Origin of the sequence: Patulibacter sp. NPDC049589 (assembly GCF_040675535.1) — a bacterium.
Taxonomy (GTDB): Bacteria; Actinomycetota; Thermoleophilia; order Solirubrobacterales; family Solirubrobacteraceae; genus Patulibacter.
In genome coordinates, this window is record NZ_JBFAPC010000073.1 from 1 (window position 1) to 18691 (window position 18691).

Here is an 18691-nt window from a genome sequence, read left to right on the forward strand (position 1 = left end):
TCGCGCTGCCAGCGCCAGAGCATCTCCATCAGCGCGTGCGGCTCGCGCGACGCCAGCACCGCGATCCGCGGCCGGTTCTGCACCAGCGTGAGGCGATGCGCCTGCGCCACCGGCACCTGGTCGCGCCGGTCCAGGTCGAGGACGAGCGCTGGGGCTGGCTCGTCGTCGTCGAGCACCCGAGCCGCCTGACCGCCCGCGACGAGCTGACCCTGCGCCGCGCCGCCGCGCACGTCGCGCTCGAGCTGACGTCGCAGCGCCGCGCCGCCGGCGCCTCCTGGGACGCGCGCTCGACCCTCGCCCGGTACCTGATCCGCGGCAGCCACGACGCGATCGAGGTGACCCAGGCCGCCGAGTACCTGGGGGTCGCCGTGGGCGCCCCGCGCGTCGTCGCGTTCGTGACCGAGCCGGGCGGTCCGGGCGGGCCGGTCGACGTCGAGCGGCTGGTCGCCGCGATGGCGCGCCACGGCGCCGGCGACACGCTCGTCACGCGCGGCCCGGAGGGCGCCGCGCTGCTCGTCGAGGTGGCGGCCGACGACCCGGCGTCCGTCGCGGTCGGGCGGGTCAAGCGCGCCGTCGCCGCGGCGTGCGACGAGGTCGGGGGCGACGGCACGATCGCCGGCCTGTCGACCGTCTGCCGCGACCCGCGCGCGATGCCGCGCGCCTACCGCGAGGCCCGCGAGTCCGCGCACTGCGTCCAGGGCTTCGCGCCCCGCGGCCGTCACCGCGTGCTGGCCGCCGACGACCTCGGCCCGGCCCGGATCTTCGTGGCCAACGGCGACACCGTGGCGATCGACCGCTTCGTCGACGACACGCTCGGCCCGCTGCTCGGCGCCGACGAGGGCGTCCGCGACCTCGTGCGCACGCTCGGCGTGTTCTTCGAGCTGGACCGCAACGTCCGCGGCTCGGCGGCCGAGCTCGGCATCCACGAGAACACCATCCGCTACCGGCTCGCCCGGGTGCGCTCGGCGACTGGCCTCGACGTCGCGGCGGACGCGAACGACCAGCTCACGGTGCAGACCGCGCTGCTCGTCCTGCGCCTGCGCGGGCACGACGCGCTGCCGCCGTTCGGGACCGGGGCAGAGCGGGCGGACGGGGTCGAGGTCGTCCCGGTCGGGACCGGCGCGTAGGGGCGGCGGGCGGCCGTCGCGGTCCGTGGTCGGAACCGCCGCGCCGCGTCGCTCGCCGCGCCTTGGCCCCGCTGTCGTCGTCTCCAGCCCGCGCGCCCGCCCGGGTTGGCGGGAGCCCCCGTCCCCGCGACGATGGGCCCATGGACGACCCGCTCCCCGACCTGCCCGCCCGGCCGCGCGCCCTCGTCACCGGCGCGGCGCGCGAGGGCGGGATCGGGCGGGCGATCGCCGCGCGGCTGGAGGCCGACGGGATGGACGTCGTCACGCTCGACGTCGAGCCCGGGTGCACGCACCAGGTCGACGTGGTCGACGGCGAGCTGCCGGACCTCTCGGACGTCGACGTCCTGATCGGCAACGCCGCGCTGACGACGATGTTCGGCGCCGCCCACTCGCTGCGGATGGACCGCTGGCAGCGCGACCTGGACGTGAACCTCACCGGCACCTACCGCGTCGTGCAGGCGGTGCTGCCCGGGATGCGCGAGCGCCGCGCCGGCCGGATCGTCCTGATCTCGTCGACCGCCGCGACGCACGGGATGCCCGCGCAGATCTCGTACGCGACGTCGAAGGCCGGGATCCTCGGGATGATGCGGACGCTCGCCGCCGAGGGCGCGGCGCTCGGGATCACCGCCAACGCGGTCCTGCCGGGGATGACGTCGAGCTCGGGGATCCTCGGGATGCCCGAGCCGATCCGCGACGCCTGGCGGGCGACGATGCCGATGGGCGACTTCGTCCGGCCGGAGGACATCGCCGACGCCGTCGCGTTCTTCGCGTCCCCCGGCGCGTCGCGGGTGACCGGGCAGGCGCTGACCGTCGACGGCGGTCATGCCCTCAACACGATGTCGGTGACGTCCAGCGCCACGCGCGCGGACGCCGCCGCCCACTGAACCAAGGAGCAGGAGATGCAGGCGATCCTCGTCGAGGAGCTGACCGGACCCGACGCCGCGAAGGCGGCGGAGGTGCCGGAGCCCGCGGGCGCGCACCCCCGCGCCGGCGGCGAGCGGCTGCTCGTGGAGGTCCACGCCGCGGGCCTCTCGTTCATCGACCCGCTGCAGACGCGCGGCAAGTACCAGGGCGGGATCGCGCCGCCGTACGTCGCGGGCAGCGAGGTCGCGGGCGTCGTGCTCGAGGCGCCGGAGGGCTCGGGCTTCGAACCCGGCGACCGCGTCGGCGGGATCGTCTGGCAGGGCGCGCTGGCCGCGCGCGCGCTCGCGCTGCCGGCGTACACGGTGAAGCTGCCCGACGCGATGAGCTTCGCCGAGGGCGCGTCGCTCTACATGAACTACTCGACGTCGTGGTTCGCGCTGCACCGCGCCGGCCTGCAGCCCGGCGAGACGTTCCTCGTCCACGGGGCCGCGGGCGGCGTCGGCACCGCCGCGCTGGACCTGGCCGAGGCGTTCGGCGCCCGCGCGATCGCCGTCGTCTCCAGCGACGAGAAGGCCGAGGTCGCCCGCCGCTGCGGCGCCGACGAGGTCGTCCGCTCCGACGGCCCGTGGCTGCAGGAGGTCCGCGACCTGACCGACGGCAAGGGCGTCCACGTCGTGATCGACCCGGTCGGCGGCGACCGCTTCACCGACTCGCTGCGGTCCCTGCGGATCGGCGGCCGGCTCGTCGTCGTCGGCTTCACCGGGGGCTCGATCCCCGAGATGAAGGTCAACCGGCTGCTGCTGCGCAACCTCACCGTGACCGGGATCGCGATGGACGTCATGGAGCGCGAGCAGCCGGGCACCCTGCGCCTCGTCCGCGACGCGGTTCAGGCCCTCGCCGACGAGGGCCGCCTGCACCCGCTGGTCGGTGCGCGCTTCCCGTTCTCCGCGGCCGCGGACGCGCTGCGCTCGCTGGAGGACCGCTCGGCGGTGGGGAAGGTCGTCGTCGACGTGCGGTGAGGGATGGGGCCGGGCCCCGGCCCGTGCGTCGCGGGTCGGGATCTCGTCCGGGGTTCGGCGGGGCACGGGCCACCCGGTGAGGGGGCCGGGCCCCGACCCGTGCGTCGCGGGTCGGCGACTGGCGCGGTCGACAGTCCCTCCCGGGCCCGCCGGTTGCCCGGGGCGCTCCGCCCGAAGACGGTCGGCTCACCGGTGGACGTCGTCCTCCGGGGCACGACGAGCACGGAGGAGCAGGGACATGGACGCACGACGGACGGGGATGGCCGCGCTGGCCACGGTGGCCGTGATCGGCACGCTGGCGGGCTGCGGCGGCAGCGACGGCGGGTCTTCAGGCGGGGGCGGCGGGGGCGACGGCGCGCCGCTGAAGATCGCGCTGGTGACGCCCGGCAGCGGCGCGCTGGCGGTCTTCGGCAAGGACGCCGCGCGCGGCTGGCAGCTGGCGGCCGACGAGGTCAACGCCAAGGGCGGCGTCGACGGGCACAAGGTGCAGCTGATCCAGTCCGACACCGACGGGACGCCGCCGAAGACGGTCGCCGCCGTCCGCAAGGCCGTCAGCCAGGACGGCGCGCACTACGTCAGCGCCGTCTTCACGTCGCCGGAGAACGGCGCGATCCAGGCCCAGCTGAAGGGCCTGAACGCGATCAGCATCAACGCGATCGCCCAGGACGAGACGCTCAACGGCAAGGGCTGCGTCGCCAACGCGTTCCGCCTGGTCCAGAGCGCGCCGATGAACTCCAAGGCGATCGGCGCCGCGCTGCCGAAGCTGCCGGCGAAGAAGTGGGCGATCCTCGCCGCCGACTACAACACGGGTCGCGGCGCGGCCGCGGGCTTCAAGCAGGCCGTCGAGGCCAGCGGCGGCAGCGTGGTCTCGGAGCAGTTCTCGCCGCTGGGGACCACCGAGTACGGGTCGTACATCGCGAAGCTCAAGAAGAGCGGGGCCGACGGCCTGTTCATGTACGTCATCGGGTCCGACGCGCCGGCGTTCATCAACCAGGGCACGCAGTTCAAGCTCTTCGACCAGTTCAAGACGGTGCTCGGCCAGAACGTCGTGTCCGAGCCGCTGTTCAAGGCGATCGGCGACCAGGCGGTCGGCTTCTACAACAACCTCGGCTACACCTGGAGCCTGCCGACGCCGCGCAACCAGGCGTTCGTGAAGGCCTACGAGGCGAAGTTCGGCGCGAAGCCGTACTACGTGCCGGCCGACAACTACGTCGGCGCGCTCGCGCTGTTCGACGCGGTCCGCAAGGCGAAGAGCGTCGAGCCCGCCGCGGTCCAGAAAGCCCTCTCGGGCCTGACGTTCGAGTCCCTCGACGGGCAGGCGACGATCCGGCCCGGCGACAACCAGGTGCTGCGCAAGAACTACGTCGGCCAGGTCGTGAAGAAGGACGGGAAGATCGGCTGGAAGATCGTGTCGGAGAGCGGCCCGGAGGTGACGACGCCGCAGGCCGACCCGAGCTGCAAGCTCTGACGGCTGACGGCTGACGGCTGACGGCTGACGGCTGACGGCCGGCAGTCGTCAGACGCGGGTGCGGGGCCGTCCGGTCGGGGCGAGGGTCGTCGGGCGGCGGCGGGGCCGGCACCGGTCCGCGAGGAGGTGCGGATCGGCCGCCCGGCGCGTACCCTCGGCGCGTGCCCGCCCCGACCCACGCCGGCCGCCTCGCCGAGCTGATCGGCGCCGCCTACGCGGTCGAGGACCTCGACGAGTTCCGCCACGGGCTGATGCCGGCGCTGCTGCAGGCGGTGCCGGCCGACGTCGCGTCCTACAACGAGTTCGACGACGACCCGACCCGCAGCTGGTGGGCGAGCGAGCCGCCGCTGCGGATCACGCCGGAGCTGGGCGATCGCTTCGCCGCGCTGATCCCGCAGAACCCGATCCTCGCCCACATCCACCGCACGCGCGACGGCCGGCCGCGCCGGATCTCGGACTTCCTGGACCGCGACGCCTACCACCGGCTGCCGCTCTACCGCGAGTTCTACGGGCGGATCGGCGTCGAGCACCAGGTCGCGTTCACGCTGCCGTCGCGGCCGCCGATCGTCATCGGGATGGCGCTCAGCCGCGCCGCCGTCGAGTTCTCCGACGCCGACGTAGCGCTGCTGTCGGCCGCGCGTCCGCACCTGATCCAGGCGTACCGCAACGCCGAGCTGGCGACCGCGCGCGAGGCCACCTTCGCCGCGCTGGAGGCTGGGCTCGAGGCGCTCGGCTCGCCGGTCCTCGTCGTCGACGCGCGCGGCCGCGTGGACCTCGCGACCCCGACCGCCCGGCGCCTCCTGACCGGCCGGCTCGGCGGGGCGGCCGGGCGGATCGCCGACGACGTGGTCGCCGCGCTCGCCGCCCGGCGCGCGGCCGCGACGCCCGCCACCCAGCCGCTGCTGCTCGACGACGGCGGACGGACCCTCGCGATCCGCGTCCTGCGCGGGCCCGAGAGCACGAGCGAGCTGCTCGTCGTCGAGCCGGGCGAGAGCGGCCTCTCGGTCGCCGCGCTCCGGGGCCTCGGGCTGACGCAGCGCGAGGCCGAGGTCGTCCGTTGGCTCGCCCTTGGCCGCCGGGCCCCGGCGATCGCGGGCGTCCTGGGGATCTCGCCGCGGACCGTCCAGAAGCACCTCCAGCACGCCTACGAGAAGCTCGGCGTCACCACCGCGTCGGAGGCCGCCGCCACCGCGTGGGCGGCGGTCGGGGTGCGGCTGCCGGGGGCGCCGGGGCCCGACGTGCCGGCCGGCTGAGCGCAGCCGCCGCGTCGCCGGCCGCTGCGGCGGTCTCGCGAGGTCAGGGCCGGACGCGCACGCCCAGCGCCGTGGTCCGGTCGCGGCGGTTCTTCGCGGTGGCGGTCGTGCTCAGGCGGATCCGGACGGTGCCGCGGGCGCTGCGCAGCGCCTTGCGGGCGGCGCGCGTCAGGCGGACGGAGACCGTGCGGGTGCCCGCGGCCTTCAGCGTCGCGCGGCCGCTGCCGACGGTCGCCGTGGTCGCCTTGCGGCCGAGCTTCAGGCGGAGCCGCTTCGCCGTGGCGCGGTCCACGGTCGCGACGGTGGCGCAGGCGCCCGCGACGTCGAGCGTGCAGCGGGCGCGGATCGCGCCGGTGCGGCGCAGGTCGCGCAGCGTCTGCCGGGGCGCGGCGACCTTCAGCGCGACGGGCGCCGGGTCGGCGACGCCGCCGGTCGTCCCGCCGCCGGTGCCGCCCGCGGGCCCGCCACCCCCGGTGCCGCCACCCCCACCGGCCGGCGGCGCGCAGGCGGTCTGCCGGGGCGTGGCCTTCTGCCGCGTCGCCCTGCCGTCGCACCAGGTGAAGCGCGCGGTCACCTCGAAGCCCGCCAGCCCGGTCGGCGAGCGGCCGCCTCCGGTGTCGTTCGCCTGGGAGCCGAGGGCCGGCCACAGGGCCGCGGCGTCCAGCGTCCCGACCTGCGTGAACGCGCTCTGCCGCGTCTGCCCGGGGATCGCGAACAGCGGCAGCGTCCCCGTTCCCGACGTCGCGCTGATGCCGACGATGTCGTCGGTCTGGATCCCGCTCTCGAGGTTGCGGTTCTGCTCGACGGCGAGGCTCAGGGGGAACGTCGTCGTGGTGTTCGGCGCCGGCCGGAGCTCCTCGGACTGGCCCGCGAAGACGCAGCACGAGGTCCCGGAGAACGGCGCCTTCGGCCCGAACGGGGTCAGCTGCCGCGCGACGACGACGCGCAGCGGCGCCGGGTTCGGACCGCTGCGGATCGTCACGCTCACGACCGTCCCGTCGCCCGGGACGTAGGACTTGCGCGGGTCCGCCTGGTCACCGAAGACGCCGGTCTGCCACCACGTGCAGCCCGCCGCGCCGGAGGCCGTCGGGACGTAGGTGTCGAAGTCCGTCGTCGACACCCACGGCCGCGACTCGCACCCGGCGGCGACGTTCGGCGCGTTCTGGAGCGTGCTGCCGAACTCGAGCGTCCGCGCCGTCGCCGCGGACGGCCCGGCGAGCGCGAGCGCGACCGCGGCGACGAGGAGGCGGAGGACGGGACGTGGGCGGCGCACCCGGGAGAGCGTGCCACCGCGCGGGCCGTCCGTCGCGGGCCCGCGAGGGCGTCTACGCAGGTCCTGCGTAGGGGCGGCGCGACGGCGCTCGCGCCGGGCCCCGGGGCGACGCCGCCGGGGCGGACGCGGGGCGGTCGGGGCGCACGCGGTGCGCCCGGCCCTCAGGTCAGCAGCACGCCGCCGTCGACCGGCAGCGTCGCGCCGGTGATGTAGGACGCGCCGTCGCCGGCGAGGAAGACCGCGGTCGCCGCGATCTCCGCCGGGTCGCCGAAGCGGCCCGCCGGGATTCGCGCGGCGACGACCTTCTTCTCGTAGCTCGGGCCGTAGTTCGCGGTCGCCTCCGTCGGGAAGATCCCGGGCGTGATCGCGTTGACGCGGATCCCCTTCGGGCCCCACTGCGCCGCCAGGTCGCGGGTCATGCCGAGCACGCCGGCCTTGCTCGCGGCGTAGGCGGTCGCCGGCATCTTCGCCGTCGTCAGCGCCATCACGCTGGAGATGTTGATGACCGAGCTGCCCGGCTGCATCACCCGGCCGCACGCCTGCGCCATCCAGTAGGACCCGTGCAGGTTGACGTCGACGACGGAGCGGAAGTGCTCCGGCGGGTCCTCCGTCGCCGGGTGGTACTCGCCGCCGACGCCGGCGTTGTTGACGAGCACGTCGACGCGACCGAACGCCTCCATGGCCGCGGCCACCAGCGCGTCGCAGTCCGCGATCTCGGTGACGTCGGTACGGACCGCCACGGCCCGTCGGCCCTCGGCCTCGATCAGCGCCGTCGTCTCGCCCAGCCGGTCCTCGCGTCGCGCCCCGATCGCGACGTCCGCCCCGGCCTGGGCCATCGCACGGGCGAACGCCACGCCGAGCCCCGACGAGGCGCCGGTCACCACCGCCACCCGGCCTTCGAGCGAGAACCGCGACAGCACGTCCATGGGAGATCCCTCCGTCGTTGACTCCTCGCTTCTACCAGCGGGTCGGTGGCGCTCCGGGACCGCCGGGGGTCGGGCGCTGTCGGCCGCGACAGGGGCGGTGGCGGCGGCGCCCGGCGGTCGGCGAGCGCCGCGGCGACGCACGACACCTGGGGCTCCCGGACGCCGCCGGCGGCCTGCCGGACCGGGGCTGTCGCGGCCCACAGTCGTCCCGCGCGCCGGGGTGGCAGGCGCCCCGGGAGGAGGGCCAGGATCGGGGACGTGAGCGAGATCGACCTCCCCGCCCTGCGGGCCCGCCTCGCGGCCCCGATCGACGCGCGCTTCCCCGGGGCGACGCTGGGCGACCTGCGGCGGCTGCCGGGCGGCGTCTCGAGCCTGACCTACGCGGCGGGCCTCCACGGCGACGTCTCCGACGAGCACCGCACGATCGTCGTGAAGGTGGCGCCCCCGGGCCTGAAGCCGGTCCGCAACCGCGACGTCCTCCGGCAGGCCCGGGTGCTGCGGGCGCTGGGGACGGTCGACGGCGTGCGGGTGCCCGAGATCCTCTTCGCCGAGGACGGCGACCCGCCGCTGTTCGCGATGGCGTTCGTGCCCGGCCAGTCCTACGAGCCGCTGACCGACGTCGTGGACGACCCGCCGACGGCGGCCGTCGTCACCGAGCGCGCCCACGCGGCGGCCCGGATGCTCGCGCGCCTGCAGGACGTCGTCCCCGCCGGCGCCGGCCTCGCCGACGAGCCGGCCGTGCCGCTGCGCGACGAGCTCGACCGCTGGGCGGCGCTCTTCGCCACGTGCCCGGACGAGCTGCGCCACGACGAGCAGGCGCTGCACGCGCTGCTGGCCGACGCGCTCCCGGACGCCGTGGAGCCGCGGATCCTCCACGGCGACTACCGCCTGGCGAACATGCAGTTCGCCGGCGCGGAGCTCGCGGCGATCATCGACTGGGAGATCTGGTCGGTCGGCGACCCGCGGACGGACCTGGCGTGGCTGCTCATGCACACGGATCCGCAGCACCGCTTCGACGGCGAGCCCGACGCGGCGAACGCCGCGGCCGGGACGGGGATGCCGTCGCGCGAGGAGCTGCTGGCGACGTACCTCGCCGCCCGGCCGATCGCGACCGAGGAGCTGCACTGGTTCCTCGCCTACTGCCACTACAAGTGCGCGTCGACGATCGCGGTGCTCGCCAAGCAGGCGCGGCGCCGCGGCACGTCCGGCGAGCGGATGGAGCGGGCGGCCTCGACGCTGCCCGCGATCCTCGCCCGCGGCCGCGAGCACCTGCGGGCCGCGCAGATCGTCGGCTGACGCCGGCGCCACCGAGAACGAGAAGGGACAGGACATGGCCGAGAACCGGCTGGAGGGCAGGCGCGCGGTGGTGACCGGCGCGGCACGCGGGATCGGACGGGCGTGCGCGACGCGCCTGGCGGAGCTCGGGGCGGACGTGGCGGTGCTGGACCTCGACCTGCGGGGCGGGGAGCGCTACGAGCACGAGCCCGACGGGCTGACCGTCGACACGATCGAGGGGCTCGGCCGCCGCGCGCTGGGGATCGAGGTGGACCTCGCCGACGAGGCCGCCGCCCACGCCGCGATCGGACAGGTCGTCGACGCCTGGGGCGGGGTCGACGTCCTGGTCAACGTCGCCGGCGGGGCGGTCACGCCGTACGAGCGCTCGCGCCCGACGGCGACGCCGACGTCCGACGTGCAGCGGATCTTCGCCCTGAACTTCCTGACGATGGTGCACTGCTGCCAGGCCGCCGCACCGAGCATGCGCGCGTCCGGCGCGGGCGTGATCGTCAACGTGTCGTCGACGGCGGCGTTCACGGTCTTCCCCGACGGCTCCAACGCCGCGTACGCGTCGGTCAAGGCCGCGGTGTCGCACTTCACGCGTCACCTGGCCGCCGAGCTCGGCCCGGACGGGATCCGCGTCAACGCGTTCGCGCCGGGCATCACGCTGACCGGCCGGATCATCGAGGAGTCCTCGTCGACCGGCTACTCGAGCCGCGAGGCGGAGGTCCCGTTGCGCCGGCTCGGCCGGCCGGAGGACTGCGCCGACGTCCTGGAGTTCCTCGTGAGCGACCTGTCGGGCTTCGTCACGGGCCGGGTCGTCCCGGTCGACGGCGGCTGGATCCTGGGGGCGAGCTGATGTCGGTCACGAACGCGACGGGCGCGGCGGGCGACGGGCGGGGGACGCCCGGGGCCGCCGAGACGCAGGTGGCCGACGGCGAGGCCCCGTCCGGCGGCGTGCAGGGCACGGCGCTGACGGTCGAGCCGCTCGCCGACCCGACGACGGTCATCGCCGCGGCGGACGACACGGCCCTGCGCCGCGGCATCGACGTCGCGCTCTCGCAGCCGACGGTCGTCGCGGCCTTCCAGGCGACCTGGCGCGCCGGCGGCGACCGGCCGGCCCTGCGCCGGCACGGGTCCGACGAGGTCGTCACCTGGGCGCAGTACGGCGCGCGGGTCCGGGCGATCGCGGGCGGCCTGGCGGCGATCGGCGTGGGCCGCGACGACGCGGTCGCCTTCCTCGCCGGCAACGTCCCGGACTTCAACGTCGCCGACACCGCGGCGCTGCACGTCGGCGCGGTGCCGTACTCGCTCTACGCGACCGAACCGCTCGACGCGATGGTCGGCCTGGTCGCCGACGCGGGCGCGCGGGTGATCGTCGCCGAGGGCCGCTTCGTCGCCCGCGCGCTGGAGGTCGCGGCGCGGGTGCCGGCGGTGACGACGGTCGTCGCGCTCGACGACGGGGCCGACCCCTCCGGGACGGCGCCCGCCGGTGGGACGACCCCGGAGGGCGGTTCGACCACGGCCGGCGCTCCGACCACGGCCGGGACGACCGCGGCCGGGACGACCACGGCCGGGACGACCACGGCCGGCGGCGCGGGCGACGCCGGCGCCCCGGAGCCCTCCACGCCGTTCGCCGCGGAGCTCCTCGACCTCGACGCGCTCGTCGCCCGCACGGACCCGGCGTTCGACTTCGAGGCGTCCTGGCGCGCGGTCGGGGCGGAGGACGTCGCGACGCTCGTCTACACCTCCGGCACCACGGGGGCGCCGAAGGGCGTCCAGCTCTCGCACCGCGCGATCATGGGACCCCTGCGCGGCGTCGACGTGATGGCTCCGGCGAGCCCGGGCGGCCGCGGCGTGTCGTTCCTGCCCGCGGCGCACATCACGGACCGCTGGGTCTGTCACTACGGCACGATCGGCTTCGGCGGCACGCTCACCTGCGTGCCGGATCCCGACGGGCTGTTCGACGCGATCGCGGAGACCCGCCCGACGCGCTTCTTCGGCGTCCCGCGCACCTGGGAGAAGCTCGGTGACCGGGCCCGCGCGCTGATCGCGGGCGACCCGGAGCGCGAGGCGGCGCTGGAGGCCGGCTACGCGCGGGTCGCGGCGGAGCAGGCGGCGGGTGGGGCGGACGATGGGGCGACCGGCGGTGCCGGCGACCGGGCCGCGGACGGCGGCGGGGCGGATGGCGACGCCGCCGATCGGTCGGCGGCGGGGACGGCGCCGTCCGACGCCCTCGCCCCGGTGCGCGAGGCCCTCGGCCTCGCGGACGCCGAGTGGCTCGCCGTCGCGGCGGCCCCGAGCTCGGTCGCGATGCTCGAGCTCGTCCACGCGCTGGGCCTGCAGCTGGCCGAGCTGTGGGGGATGAGCGAGTTCATCATGGCGCTGATGAACCCGCCGGAGCGGATCCGCCTCGGCGCCGTCGGCGTGCCGATCCCGGGCGTGGAGGCGCGCCTGGCCGACGACGGGGAGCTGCTGCTGCGGGGGCCGAACGCGTGCTCCGGCTACCGCAACGACCCGGTGCGCACGGCCGAGCTCGCGCAGGGCGACGGCTGGGTCGCGTCCGGCGACGTCGCCGCGGTCGACGACGACGGCTACTTCCGCATCGTCGGGCGCAAGAAGGAGCTGATGATCAACTCGTCGGGGAAGAACCTCTTCCCGGCGAAGATCGAGGGCGCGGTCAGCGACGCGTCCCCGCTGGTCGGCTACGTCGCGTCGATCGGCGACCGGCGCCGCTTCGTGACGGCCCTGATCGTCCTCGACGCCGACGAGCTGCGCGCGTTCGCGGCCCGCGAGGGACTCGAGGGCGGCCACGCGGACCTCGCCGCCCACCCGGCGGTCCTCGCCGAGGTCGAGCGCGCGGTGGCGGCGGGCAACGACCACCTCGCCCGGGTCGAACAGGTCCGCGGGTTCACGGTCCTCGCCGACGTCTGGACCCCGGGCGACGCGGTCGTCACGAACACGATGAAGCTCCGCCGCAGGGTGATCGCCGAGCGCTACGCGGAGGTGATCGAGGCGCTCTACCCGGCCTGATTCCGCCGGGTCCGGCCCGCCGCCCGGATGTGCGACTCGACAGCGCCCCGGTGATCTCGGCCGGGGCGGCCCGCGGGCGCGCGTTAGCGTCGGCGGACGGGTCCCGCCTGCGGGCGGCGCGCCCGCGCCACCATCCCGAGAGGACCCCGACGTGCCCTACGAGACCCTTCGCCTGGACGTGCAGGACGGCGTCGCCCACGTGACGCTGACCGAGGCCGGCCGGGGCAACCCGATCGACGGCGCGTTCTGCCACGAGATGAACGAGCTCTCCCTCGAGCTCGTCGACGGCGTGACGAAGGGGGTCGTCCGCGCGGTCCTCATCGACGCCGAGGGCAAGGTCTTCTCCTACGGCGGCGACGTGTCCGTCTTCGCGAAGGCCGGCGACGACCTGCCGGGCCTGATCCTGCGCTGGACGTCGGACCTGCACATGGCGATCGCCCGCCTGCAGCGGATGGACGCGCCGATCGTCACCGCCGTCCACGGCGTCTGCGCCGGCGGCATGGCGGCGTTCGTCGCCGGGTCCGACGTGCTCGTCGGCGCCGACGACGCGCTGTTCGTCGCCGCCTACACCGGCATCGGCTACTCCTGCGACGCCAGCGCGTCCGTCACGCTGTCGCGGCGCATGGGCCTGGCCCGGGCGCGGAGGTACCTGCTGCTCGACGAGAAGCTCGACGCGCAGACCGCGCTGCAGGCCGGCCTGCTCGACGAGGTCGTGCCGCGCGACGAGCTCGCCGCGCGCGCGGCGAAGCTCGCCGGCCGCCTCGCGAAGGGTCCGACGCGCGCCTACGGCGAGATCCGCCGCCTGCTGCTCTCCGCCGAGGACCAGCCGCTCGAGAGCCAGCTGGAGCTCGAGGCCCAGGCGCTCTCCCGCATGGCGGGCGCGGCGGACTCCCGCGAGGGCCTCACGGCGTTCGCGGAGCGCCGCAAGCCGGTCTTCACCGGGCGCTGAGCAGGCGGGCGCGGACCCTCCGCCACCGCCGGTCGACCAGTCTGTCCGGCCGCCCGTCGGTGGGGGTCGGTCGATCGTCGGCCAGATGGTGTCCGGGATCGACCGCGCCCCCGGCCGGCCCGACCGCCCGTCGGTGGGGGTCGGTCGATCGTCGGCCAGACGGTGTCCGGAATCGACCGCGGCCCCGGTCGACCGCGCCCCCGGCCGGCCGGTCCGTCGGTCGGCGGGGGTCGGTCGATCGTCGGCCTGACGGTGTCCGGGATCGACCGTGGCCTGGCCGTCCGGTCCGGCGGTGGGTGGGGGTCGGTCGATCGTCGGCCAGACGGTGTCCGGGATCGACCGCGCCCCCGGCCGGCCGGGCCGGCGGTGGGTGGGGGTCGGTCGATCGTCGGCCAGATGGTGTCCGGGATCGACCGCGGCCCGGCCGGCCCGGCCGCCCGTCGGTGGGGGTCGGTCGATCGTCGGCCAGACGGTGTCCGGAATCGACCGCGCCCCCGGCCGGCCCCGCGCCCCCGGCCGGCCTACGGGTGCCCGCCGCCGACCGACCACCGACGAGTCCCTCCTCAGTCCGCCGCCACCGGCGCCGGCGCCGCCTTCGGCTTGCCGCTCAGGCCGAACAGCTTGCCGGCGATCCGGCGCTTCTGGAGCTCGTCGGAGCCCTCGGTGATCCGGTACCGGCGGTGGTGGCGGTAGATGTGCTCGAACGGCTTGTGCCGGCTGTAGCCGACGCCACCGTGGACCTGCATCGCGCGGTCGGCGGCGGCGCAGGCCAGGTTGTTGCCGCGGAAGTTCACCATCGACACGAGGTCCGACACGCTCGTGCGGCCGCCTTGGTCCATCATCCACGCCGTCTTGTAGACCGTGTTGCGGACCAGCTCGGCCTCGGTCTGCAGCTCGACGAGCTGCCACTGGACGCCCTGGTGCTCGGCCAGGGGGGTCCCGAAGATCACGCGCTCCTTGGCGTACTTCACGCTCTCGTCGATGCAGAACTGCGCGGCGCCGAGCGACGAGGCGGCCTGGCGGATGCGGTTCTCGTGCACGAACAGCTGGGCGCAGTCCAGGCCGCGGCCGACCTCGCCGACGACCGCCGAGTCCGGCAGCCGCACGTCGTCGAAGTGCGTCTCGCCGTGGTCGGTGGGCATGTTGAACGTCCAGTGGTAGTACGGGATCGTGTAGCCCGGGGTGTCCTTCGGCACGAGGAAGGCCGTGATGCCCTCGGCCTTGCCCGCCTCGCCGCCGGTGCGGGCGAAGACGAGGTTGGCCGCCGCGACGTCGACGACGCTGTTCCAGCGCTTCGCGCCGTTCAGGACCCAGCCACCCTCGACCTTGCGCGCCGTGGTCTCGAGGTACGTCGCGTCCGAGCCGTGGCCGGGCTCGGTCAGGCCGAACGCCATCTCGATCTCGCCCGCGGCGAGCGGCTCGAGGTACTGGTCCTTCTGCTCCTGCGTGCCGTAGGAGTCGAGCACCAGGACCAGCGGCGCGTTGGCGACGACCGAGGCCTCGTGCGACAGCTCGGCGTGCAGGCCCGGCCCGCGCTTGGCGAGGTGCTCGCGCACGATCGCCATCGTCAGGTTCGACGTCTCCTGCCCGCCGACCGACGCCGGCAGCGGCATCCGGTAGAAGCCCGCCGCGTCGGCCAGGCGGCGCGCGTCGAGCATCTTCTGGCGCCAGCGCTTCGTCGGGATGCCGTCGCGCTCGAGGTCCGTCCGGGCGAACTCGCGCCGGTGGTCGAAGAGGTCCGGATCGGCAGCCTCCAGCGGCTTGATCTCGCGCTCGATGAACTCGTCGAGGTCCACCAGCAGCTGCTGGGTCTCCTCGGGGATCGACCACTCCATGGTGGGTCCTTCCGTCGTCTGCCACGAGCGGGCTGCTCGCCTTGCACCGAACGTAGGCGACCGGCGGCGGCACGCCCAACCGCACGCCGTCCGGGACCTGTGGGCCGGACCAACGGCCGGCGAGACCCGGTCGACGGGAGGGGCGCGCGGCGCGTCCGGAACAGGGACGGGCCGCGGGGCGCCGCGGCCTCGCCCCGTCCCGATCCGGGGACCGCGCCGACGCGGCCCGCATCCTCGCCGCACCACAGCGTCCACTGGGGCCGTCGACAACGGGCCCCTCACGGCCCCGCGGGACCGGGACTACCGTCGAAACGACGGCATCCGCCCGATCCCGAGGAGCACCATGAGCACCACCGCCGACCAGCACATCGCCTACGACCGCCTCTACATCGGGGGCGGGTGGGTCGAGCCCACCGGCGGCGAGCGCATCACGATCGTCTCGCCGACGACGGAGGAGGTCATCGGCGTCGTCCCCGACGGCACCGAGGCCGACATCGACGCCGCGGTCGCGGCCGCGCGCCGCGCGTTCGACGCGCGCGACGGCTGGGCCGCCTGGGAGCCGGAGGCCCGCAACGAGATCCTCGAGCGCTTCGCCACGGCCATGGACGAGCGCGCCGAGGAGAGCGCCCGCCGGACCTCGACGCAGAACGGCATGCCGATCTCGATCGCCCGCCAGCTCGAGGGCCCGTTCCCCGGGATGCTGGTGCGCTACTACGCCGGGCTCGCCGCGGCGCAGGACCGCGAGGAGGTCCGCCCGGGCCTGCTCGGCGGGACGACCCGCGTGCGCCGCACCCCGATCGGCGTCGTCGGCGCGATCGTGCCGTGGAACTTCCCGCAGGCGATCACCTTCCTGAAGCTCGCGCCGCTGCTCGCCGCCGGCTGCACCGTGGTGCTGAAGCCGTCGCCCGAGACCGTGCTGGACGCGTACACGATCGCCGAGGCCGCGGAGGCCGCCGGCGTCCCCGAGGGCGTCATCAACATCGTGCAGGGCGGCCGCGAGGTCGGCGCGTACCTCGTGCAGCACCCCGGCGTCGACAAGGTCGCGTTCACCGGGTCGACGGAGGCCGGCCGGAAGATCGGCGAGGTCTGCGGCCGCCTGCTGCGCCCCGTCACGCTCGAGCTCGGCGGCAAGTCCGCCGCGATCGTCCTCGACGACGCGGACCTCGCCGGCAACATGGAGGCGCTCTTCGGCTCCATGCTCATCAACAACGGCCAGACCTGCTGGCTCAACAGCCGCATCCTCGCGCCGCGCAGCCGCTACGACGACGTCGTCGAGACGCTCGCGGGCCTCGCCAACGGCGTGACGATCGGCGACCCGCTGCTCGACACGACCCAGATCGGCCCGATGGTCTCCGCCCGCCAGCGCGACCGCGTCGAGGGCTACATCGCGCGCGGCAAGGCGGACGGCGCGCGCGTCGTCGCCGGCGGCGGCCGCCCCGACCGCGACACCGGCTTCTTCGTGCAGCCGACCGTCTTCGCCGACGTCGCCCCCGACGCCGTGATCGCCCGCGAGGAGATCTTCGGACCGGTCCTCTCGGTGATCCCGTACGACACCGAGGACGAGGCGATCGCGATCTCCAACTCCTCGGAGTTCGGCCTGGGCGGCACCGTGTGGACCCAGGACCAGGAGCGCGGCCTGGCCGTCGCCCGCCGCGTGCAGACCGGCACGATCGGCATCAACCACTACGTCAACGACCCGGCGGCCCCGTTCGGCGGCAACAAGGCCAGCGGCCTGGGCCGCGAGCTGGGCCCGGAGGGCATGACCGCCTTCCAGGCCCTGCAGACGATCTACGTGGACCCGCCGCAGCTGGGCTGATCCGGGACCGGGCGCGCGGTGCGGCGCGCCCGCCGCTCAGGCGTACAGCGCGGCGATCTCGTCCGCGTACGCCTTCGCGATGTTCTTGCGACGCAGCTTCATGGTCATCGTGACCTCGTCGCCGCCGGGGGTCCAGAAGCCCGGGACCAGCGTGTGCTTCTTGATCTGCTCGACGCGGGCGAGCGTCTCGTTGGCCGCGGCGACGGCGCGGTCGATCTCGGCGGCGACCTCGGGCGACGCGGCGACCTCCGCGGGCGTGCCCTCCAGGCCGTTGGCGGCGGCGAAGGCGGCGACGCCCTCCTCGTCGACGACCACCAGCGCGGTCAGGTACGGCTGCTGGTCGCAGAGCGCGACGACCTGGCCGACGACCGGCGACTGCTGCTTGACGCGGTTCTCGACCATCACCGGCGGGATGTTCTTGCCCGCGGAGTTGATCAGCAGCTCCTTCTTGCGGTCGACGATCTTGATGTAGCCGTCGGCGTCGGTCTCGATCACGTCGCCGGTGTGCATCCAGCCGTCGACGACCGACTCCGCGGTGAGCTCCGGCTGGTTGCGGTAGCCGGTGAAGATCGGGCCGCGCAGCAGCAGCTCGCCGTCCTCGGCGGCCTTCGCCTCGAAGCCCGGCTGCGGCTTGCCGACGGTGCCGATGCGGACGGCCGTCGGCGGGTTCATGAGCGACAGCGCGGTCTCGGACATGCCCCAGATCTCGGCGATCGGCAGACCGAGCGCGGCGAACGCCTCGAGGATGTCCACGCGCGCCGGGGCCCCGGCGGACCCGCGCCACTCGGCGTCGTCGACGCCGAGCTTCTGGCGGATCGGGCGGATCGCCTCGATCGCCGCCGGGTCGTTCTCGACGGCGTGGGCGCCCTCGGTCCGGACGCGCTGCAGGTTCGCCTCGTACGCGGCCTGCAGCTCGGGCGAGCTGCCCGCCACGGCGGCGGCGCCGCCGGCGAGCTTCTCGAAGATCCGGGGCACGCCGTAGAAGCGCGTCGGTCGGGTGCCGGCCAGCGCGGCGCCGAGCTGCTTGGCGTCGGCGAGGGCGACGAGCTCGAAGCCGAAGGCGATCGCGCTCAGGTGGCCGAGGAAGCGCTCGAGCAGGTGCGCCATCGGCAGGGCCGACACCACGCGCCCGCCCGGGCTCACCGGGGCCAGCGCCTGCAGCCCGCGGAGGTTCTCCATCAGGGCGCCGTGGCTCCACTCGACGCCCTTCGGGCGGCCGGTGGTGCCCGACGTGTAGACGATCATCGCCGTGTCGGTGGGGTCGATCGCGCTCCACGCCGCCTCGACGTCGAAGTCCGCCGCGCCGAGCGCCTCGAGCTCGGCCAGGGTGATCGTGCCCTCCTCGCCGGACCCGTCGACGAGCACGATCCGCTCGATCGACGCGGTCTGCGCGACGACCTCGCGGACCACCGGCAGGTACTGGGTCTCCGCCACGATCACGCGGGGCTCCGCGATCTCGATCATCGGCAGGATCTGCGGCGCCGGATTGGTCTGGTAGATCGAGAACGGCACCGCGCCGAGGTGCATCGTGGCGAGGTCGACGAGGTGGAACTCGTGCCGGTTGCCCATCATCAGCCCGACGGTGTCACCGGCCCCGATGCCCAGCGCGGCCAGGCCAGCGGCGACGCGGTCCACGCGCTCGCCGTACTCGCGCCACGTGATGACGAGGTCGGATCCGTGGTCCCGCAGCGCCGGGGCGTCGCCCTTCGCCTCGACGGTCGTGCGGAACGCGGCCGGGATCGTGGGCTGACGGAGCGCGGCGGCGATGGCGTCGTCCTGGGCGGGGTGCGTGGTCTGCGGCATGGATGGTCCTCGTCGACGTAGGTGCTCACCGTTCTTCTATCCGCAGTGGA

General features: G+C 75.2%; 14 protein-coding genes. 10 read left to right on the top strand and 4 right to left on the bottom strand.

All coding sequences use genetic code 11. The features are described from left to right. Window positions 1-95 precede the first annotated feature (95 nt). The 5 genes from AB0L40_RS14765 to AB0L40_RS14785 all read left to right on the top strand — a co-directional run bounded on the left by AB0L40_RS14765 (window position 96) and on the right by AB0L40_RS14785 (window position 5731). Window positions 96-1127: a helix-turn-helix domain-containing protein gene (locus AB0L40_RS14765; RefSeq protein WP_364355664.1), complete on the top strand. Its 1032-nt coding sequence runs from the start codon at window positions 96-98 to the stop codon at window positions 1125-1127. 140 nt (window positions 1128-1267) lie between these two features. Then, window positions 1268-2011, top strand: a complete 744-nt coding sequence (locus AB0L40_RS14770) for an SDR family NAD(P)-dependent oxidoreductase (RefSeq protein WP_364355667.1) — start codon at window positions 1268-1270, stop codon at window positions 2009-2011. A 15-nt stretch (window positions 2012-2026) separates the two neighbouring features. After that, entirely contained in the window at window positions 2027-3010 is a 984-nt protein-coding gene (locus AB0L40_RS14775; protein WP_364355670.1) for an NADPH:quinone oxidoreductase family protein, read from the top strand. A gap of 238 nt (window positions 3011-3248) precedes the next feature. After that, window positions 3249-4478: an ABC transporter substrate-binding protein gene (locus AB0L40_RS14780; RefSeq protein ID WP_364355673.1), complete on the top strand. Its 1230-nt coding sequence runs from the start codon at window positions 3249-3251 to the stop codon at window positions 4476-4478. Window positions 4479-4639: 161 nt separating this feature from the next. Continuing rightward, complete coding sequence (locus AB0L40_RS14785) at window positions 4640-5731, top strand: LuxR C-terminal-related transcriptional regulator (protein ID WP_364355676.1); 1092 nt, start codon at window positions 4640-4642, stop codon at window positions 5729-5731. A gap of 43 nt (window positions 5732-5774) precedes the next feature. On the opposite strand, the gene AB0L40_RS14790 is transcribed toward AB0L40_RS14785, so the two are convergent. Both AB0L40_RS14790 and AB0L40_RS14795 read right to left on the bottom strand, forming a co-directional pair. Further along, on the bottom strand, window positions 5775-7004 hold the full coding sequence (locus tag AB0L40_RS14790; protein ID WP_364355679.1) for a hypothetical protein: 1230 nt from the start codon (window positions 7002-7004) through the stop codon (window positions 5775-5777). A gap of 161 nt (window positions 7005-7165) precedes the next feature. Further along, the gene (locus AB0L40_RS14795) at window positions 7166-7930 is read right to left on the bottom strand and encodes a glucose 1-dehydrogenase (RefSeq protein WP_364355682.1); all 765 of its coding nucleotides are present in this window, start codon (window positions 7928-7930) and stop codon (window positions 7166-7168) included. Window positions 7931-8188: 258 nt separating this feature from the next. Here AB0L40_RS14795 and AB0L40_RS14800 point away from each other — a divergent pair, with 258 nt between their 5' ends. From AB0L40_RS14800 to AB0L40_RS14815, 4 genes are all read left to right on the top strand, one after another. Next, window positions 8189-9226, top strand: a complete 1038-nt coding sequence (locus AB0L40_RS14800) for a phosphotransferase family protein (protein WP_364355685.1) — start codon at window positions 8189-8191, stop codon at window positions 9224-9226. Between the two features lie 34 nt (window positions 9227-9260). Beyond that, entirely contained in the window at window positions 9261-10064 is an 804-nt protein-coding gene (locus AB0L40_RS14805) for an SDR family NAD(P)-dependent oxidoreductase (protein ID WP_364355688.1), read from the top strand. Continuing rightward, window positions 10064-12238: an AMP-binding protein gene (locus AB0L40_RS14810; protein WP_364355691.1), complete on the top strand. Its 2175-nt coding sequence runs from the start codon at window positions 10064-10066 to the stop codon at window positions 12236-12238. Before AB0L40_RS14805 ends, AB0L40_RS14810 begins: the two co-directional genes overlap by 1 nt. Before the next feature lie 151 nt (window positions 12239-12389). Continuing rightward, on the top strand, window positions 12390-13187 hold the full coding sequence (locus AB0L40_RS14815; RefSeq protein ID WP_364355694.1) for an enoyl-CoA hydratase-related protein: 798 nt from the start codon (window positions 12390-12392) through the stop codon (window positions 13185-13187). 563 nt (window positions 13188-13750) lie between these two features. On the opposite strand, the gene AB0L40_RS14820 is transcribed toward AB0L40_RS14815, so the two are convergent. After that, a complete protein-coding gene (locus tag AB0L40_RS14820; protein ID WP_364355697.1) occupies window positions 13751-15022 on the bottom strand; it encodes an acyl-CoA dehydrogenase family protein in 1272 nt (423 codons plus the stop codon). Between the two features lie 343 nt (window positions 15023-15365). Between AB0L40_RS14820 and AB0L40_RS14825 the strand changes: the two genes are divergently transcribed. Beyond that, on the top strand, window positions 15366-16838 hold the full coding sequence (locus AB0L40_RS14825) for an aldehyde dehydrogenase (protein ID WP_364355700.1): 1473 nt from the start codon (window positions 15366-15368) through the stop codon (window positions 16836-16838). 36 nt (window positions 16839-16874) lie between these two features. On the opposite strand, the gene AB0L40_RS14830 is transcribed toward AB0L40_RS14825, so the two are convergent. After that, window positions 16875-18641, bottom strand: a complete 1767-nt coding sequence (locus AB0L40_RS14830) for an AMP-binding protein (RefSeq protein ID WP_364355703.1) — start codon at window positions 18639-18641, stop codon at window positions 16875-16877. Window positions 18642-18691 lie beyond the last annotated feature (50 nt).

Coding starts and splice junctions, on each gene's coding strand:
- AB0L40_RS14765 (WP_364355664.1), top strand. CDS start 96: ATGCGCCTGCGCCACCGGCACCTGGTCGCGCCGGTCCAGGTCGAGGAC.
- AB0L40_RS14770 (WP_364355667.1), top strand. CDS start 1,268: ATGGACGACCCGCTCCCCGACCTGCCCGCCCGGCCGCGCGCCCTCGTC.
- AB0L40_RS14775 (WP_364355670.1), top strand. CDS start 2,027: ATGCAGGCGATCCTCGTCGAGGAGCTGACCGGACCCGACGCCGCGAAG.
- AB0L40_RS14780 (WP_364355673.1), top strand. CDS start 3,249: ATGGACGCACGACGGACGGGGATGGCCGCGCTGGCCACGGTGGCCGTG.
- AB0L40_RS14795 (WP_364355682.1), bottom strand. CDS start 7,930: ATGGACGTGCTGTCGCGGTTCTCGCTCGAAGGCCGGGTGGCGGTGGTG.
- AB0L40_RS14805 (WP_364355688.1), top strand. CDS start 9,261: ATGGCCGAGAACCGGCTGGAGGGCAGGCGCGCGGTGGTGACCGGCGCG.
- AB0L40_RS14810 (WP_364355691.1), top strand. CDS start 10,064: ATGTCGGTCACGAACGCGACGGGCGCGGCGGGCGACGGGCGGGGGACG.
- AB0L40_RS14820 (WP_364355697.1), bottom strand. CDS start 15,022: ATGGAGTGGTCGATCCCCGAGGAGACCCAGCAGCTGCTGGTGGACCTC.
- AB0L40_RS14825 (WP_364355700.1), top strand. CDS start 15,366: ATGAGCACCACCGCCGACCAGCACATCGCCTACGACCGCCTCTACATC.
- AB0L40_RS14830 (WP_364355703.1), bottom strand. CDS start 18,641: ATGCCGCAGACCACGCACCCCGCCCAGGACGACGCCATCGCCGCCGCG.